The organism is uncultured Amnibacterium sp. (assembly GCF_964244015.1).
In the GTDB taxonomy this organism is placed as follows: Bacteria; Actinomycetota; Actinomycetes; order Actinomycetales; family Microbacteriaceae; genus Amnibacterium.
The window spans coordinates 1-4,176 of record NZ_CAXTHO010000180.1; the positions used below are offsets into that span (position 1 = coordinate 1).

Annotated in this window: 3 protein-coding genes; 1 reads left to right on the plus strand and 2 read right to left on the minus strand. The window is 73.5% G+C overall.

What is annotated here, in order from left to right:
- Positions 1-556: protease pro-enzyme activation domain-containing protein (locus tag ACFE67_RS14315; RefSeq protein ID WP_375407546.1), on the minus strand; the 556-nt coding region annotated here is incomplete at its 3' end.
- 145 nt (positions 557-701) lie between these two features.
- Positions 702-1,871 (minus strand): cysteine desulfurase family protein, encoded by a 1,170-nt coding sequence (locus ACFE67_RS14320; protein ID WP_375407547.1) that lies wholly within the window; start codon positions 1,869-1,871, stop codon positions 702-704.
- Between the two features lie 20 nt (positions 1,872-1,891).
- Between ACFE67_RS14320 and glgX the strand changes: the two genes are divergently transcribed.
- Entirely contained in the window at positions 1,892-3,913 is a 2,022-nt protein-coding gene (gene glgX / locus ACFE67_RS14325; RefSeq protein WP_375407548.1) for a glycogen debranching protein GlgX, read from the plus strand.
- The last annotated feature ends 263 nt before the right edge of the window (positions 3,914-4,176 follow it).

Consider the following 4,176-nt stretch of genomic DNA (forward strand, 5'->3'; position numbering starts at 1 on the left):
TGTCGGGACCCGAGCTGATGCGCGGGTGCGAGAACGTGACGGCCGCCACGGAGCGCGCGACCTTCTGCGGCAGGGTCGCGGTACCTGCGGCGGCGAGACGCTCCTCGCCGGCGACGTCGTAGGTGTGCAGGCGCGTCTGGAAGAACGAGTCGACCTGCGCGGCCGTGCCGGTGAGCAGCAGGAACAGGCGGCTCTTCGGCGCCGATTCGACCGTGAGCCCTGCGGCCCCGATCGCCGCGGTGACCGAGTCGACGGTCGCCTGCGTCGGCGAGAAGCGCGCGATCCAGTCGTCCGGGGACAGGTACTGGCGGTACGCGGGCGTACCGGGCGTGGCGGCGGCGAGCGCGAACGCGCGGGCGCCGGCCTCGTCGGGCAGCTCGAGCGCGAGCTCGAAGTCGACCGTCGTCGCGGCGGCGACGGCACCCTCGTCGGCGGCCGCGGTGGCCCACGACGGCGTCGCGGCGGGGACGGCGACGCGGCGGCCGTCGGCCTGCGCGGGCTCCGCGGCGGCGATGGAGCCGGCGACGAGGAGGGAGGCGGTCACGGTTGCGAGCACGCGTGCGCGCAGGGGAGTTCGGAGCACAGGGGGACCTCGGGGATGAGGGAGCGGGCGCTGGGTCGGCGCCGACCTCGAGCGGGGTACCCGGGGTTTCCGCCAATCCTAGAATCCGCCGAGCGCGGCGACAGACCCAGACCGGGGGTCAGTGCGCGAACGGTCGGTGCGCGAGCGCCGGCGCCAGCGCGGGCAGCGCCGCGAGCAGCGCGTCGACGTCCGCCTCCGTCGACGAGTGCCCGAACGTGATCCGGAGCGCGCCTCCCGCCGCCTCGATCGGCACCCCCATGGCGAGCAGCACGGGCGAGACGCGCGTCACGCCGGCGAGGCAGGCCGAGCCGGTGCTGACGGAGACGCCCGCGGCGTCGAGCAGGAACAGGAGGGACTCGCCGTCCGCCCCAGCCACGGTGACGTGCAGGTTGCCGGGCAGGCGCCCGGTCCCGGGTGGCACGCCCCGCAGCACCGCGCCGGGCAGTGCGGCGAGCAGCCCGGCCAGCGCTCGGTCCCGGAGGTGGGCGACCCGACGGGACTCGTCCGCGAGCGAGCCGACCGCCTCCTCCGCGGCGACGGCGAACGCCAGGGCGAGGGGTGCGGAGGGGGTGCCCGACCGCAGCCCGCGCTCCTGGCCGCCGCCGTGCAGCAGCGGCGCGACGCGCGCGCCTCGTCCTGCGAGCAGCGCGCCGACACCGGCCGGTCCGCCGATCTTGACCGACGAGATGCTCATCAGGTCCGCACCGGAGACGTCGAACCGCGTCGGCACCGCGCCGAACGCCGCGATCGCATCGACGTGGATCGGCACCGATGCCGCCCGCGCGACCGAGGCGAGCGCGGCGATGTCGTTGATCGAGCCGACCTCGTTGTTCGCTGCGAGCACGGTGACGAGCGCGGCGTCCGGTTCGGCGGCGAGCGCATCGGCCAGCACCGCAGACTCAAGCCGGGCATCCGAGTCGACCGGGAGGTGCACGATCCGTGCGCCGTCGCGCTCGAGCGCCTCCGCACTCTCGACCGTCGCCGCGTGCTCCCCGCCGGGGAGCAGCAGCGCGTCCCCGTCACCGGCGCGCCACGCTCCGGTGACGGCGAGATTGACCGCCTCCGTCCCGCCCGAGGTGAACAGCACCTCGACGCTGTCGCATCCGGCCGCGACCGCCAGGCGCTCCCGCGCCTCCTCGAGCATCGCCCGTGCGGCCTGCCCGTGCCGGTGCACCGACGACGGGTTGCCGACCGCCGCGAGCGCCTCCACGAGGGTCGCGGCCGCGGCGGGACGCAGCGTCGAGCCCGCTGCATGGTCGAGGTAGACAGAGTCGAGGGTGACCGCCATGGCGTCATTAGGGTAGGCGCGTGCGAGCCGAACCCGCCGTCGTCGACCGGTTCCGCGATCTCGGGGTGCGGGTCGGCCCCGACGGGGGCACCTTGCGGGTCGCGAGCGCCACCGCGACCTCGATGGAGCTCTGCCTGCTCAGCGAACGCGACCCGTCCTGGGTCGAGCGGACCGTGCACATGCGGCGCGGTGACGACGGCGTCTGGGCGGGCCGATCAGCGCTGCTGGTCCCCGGCCGCCGGTACGCCGTGAAGGCGGACGGGCCCGACGGGCCGCGCGACGCGTTCGACCGGTCGCGGCAGCTGCTCGACCCGTACTCCCGCGGGATCGTGCGCATCGACCAGGACTCGTGGCGCAGCGTCGTCGTCGACGACCGGTTCGACTGGGGCGAGGTGCGCAAGCCGAACGTGCCCCTCGCCGAGTCCGTCGTCTACGAGGCGCATGCGAAGGGGCTCACGAAGCAGCTGCGCTCGGTGCCCCGAGCGCTGCGGGGCAGCTACGCCGGGGTCGCGCACGAGTCGACCGTCCGGTACCTGCAGGACCTCGGCGTGACCGCGGTCGAGCTGCTGCCCGTGCACCAGTCCGCGAGCGAGCGGCGCCTGATGAAGCAGGGCCTCACCAACTACTGGGGCTACAACACGGTCGGCTTCTTCGCGCCGCACCAGCAGTACGCCTCCCTGACCGCGCAGTCCGCGGGGCCGCAGGCGGTGCTCGACGAGTTCAAGGGCATGGTCAAGCACCTCCACGCCGCCGGCATCGAGGTGTGGCTCGACGTCGTCTACAACCACACGGCCGAGGAGGGGCCGGCCGGTCCCGTGCAGAGCTTCCGCGGGCTGGACAACAGCACCTACTACCGGCAGGACGACGGCCGCTACATCGACACGACCGGGTGCGGCAACAGCCTCGACTGCTCCCAGGAGCAGGTGCGCAGGCTCGTGCACGACTCGGTCCGCTACTGGGCGGAGGAGGTGCAGATCGACGGGTTCCGGTTCGACCTGGCCGTGACGCTCGGGCGGGACGAGCACATCACCTACACACCAGACGCACCGCTGATCCAGGACCTGCTCGCCGACCCTCGGCTCGCCGACGTGAAGCTGATCGCCGAGCCCTGGGACGTGGGGCTCGGCGGCTGGCAGACCGGCGGCTTCCCCGGCGGGTGGTCGGAGTGGAACGACCGGTACCGGGACACGGTGCGGGACTTCTGGCTCACCGACACCGTCGTCACCCGGAACGGCGGCCTGGCGCGGACGGGCATCGGAGCGCTCGCGAACACGCTCGCCGGGTCCTCCTGGCACTTCTCCGCCGAGCGCGGCCCGCTCGCGAGCGTGAACTTCATCACCGCGCACGACGGCTTCACGCTCGCCGATCTGACCTCCTACAACACGAAGCACAACCTCGGCAACGGCGAGTCGAACCGCGACGGCACGGACAACGACCGGTCGTTCAACTTCGGCATCGAGGGCGCGACCCGGGCGGAGCGGGTGCTCGCCGACCGGAGGCGGGCGATGCGGAACCTGCTCGGCACGCTGCTGCTGTCGGCGGGCGTGCCGATGCTGCTGGCGGGCGACGAGCTGGGACGCACGCAGCGCGGCAACAACAACGCCTACTGCCAGGACGCGCCCGTGAACTGGATCGGCTGGAACCTGGCCGACTGGCAGCAGGAGCTGCAGGACGTCGCGCGTCGGCTCATCCGGATCCGCCGCGAGCACCCGGCGCTGCGGCCCGTCTCCTACCCGAGCGACACCGGCACGACCGCGATGCACTGGTTCACCGCGGACGGCTCCGTGATGGACGACGCGGCGTGGACCACACCCGAGAACCGTACGCTGCAGTACCTCGCGCACGCGACGGACGACGCCACCCTGCTCGTGGTGCACGGCGACGAGACGACCATGCGCGCGGCGCTGCCGGAGCACCCGGGTGTGGAGGACTACGAGCTGCTCTGGACGAGCGCGGACGACGGCGCCTTCGGCCTCCACTCGGCGCCGGGCGAGCACATCCAGATCGACGGCCCGACCCTCCTCCTGTACGCCGCGCGCTGACCGAGCACGACAGCAGGATCCAGGAGCTTGAGCAGGACTCAGACGCGCATCCAGTCCTGCTGAACGTCCTGAGTCCTGCTGAAGGACTCCCGCCGACCGCGACAGCAGGAACGTCCCCCTGCGGCGCCCCGAGCACTCGGCAGCGCTGGGGGCGTCAGCCGCACGGCCGGTTCACGGCCGTGCGGTACGCCACAGCCGCGCGGCGGCGGCAGCCGGGCGGCAATGAACTCAGTGCGCGACGGCGACCAGGCCCATCTCGGCCG

Excerpts from the sequence above, each read along its gene's own strand:
- ACFE67_RS14320 (WP_375407547.1), bottom strand. The coding sequence starts at position 1,871 with ATGGCGGTCACCCTCGACTCTGTCTACCTCGACCATGCAGCGGGCTCG.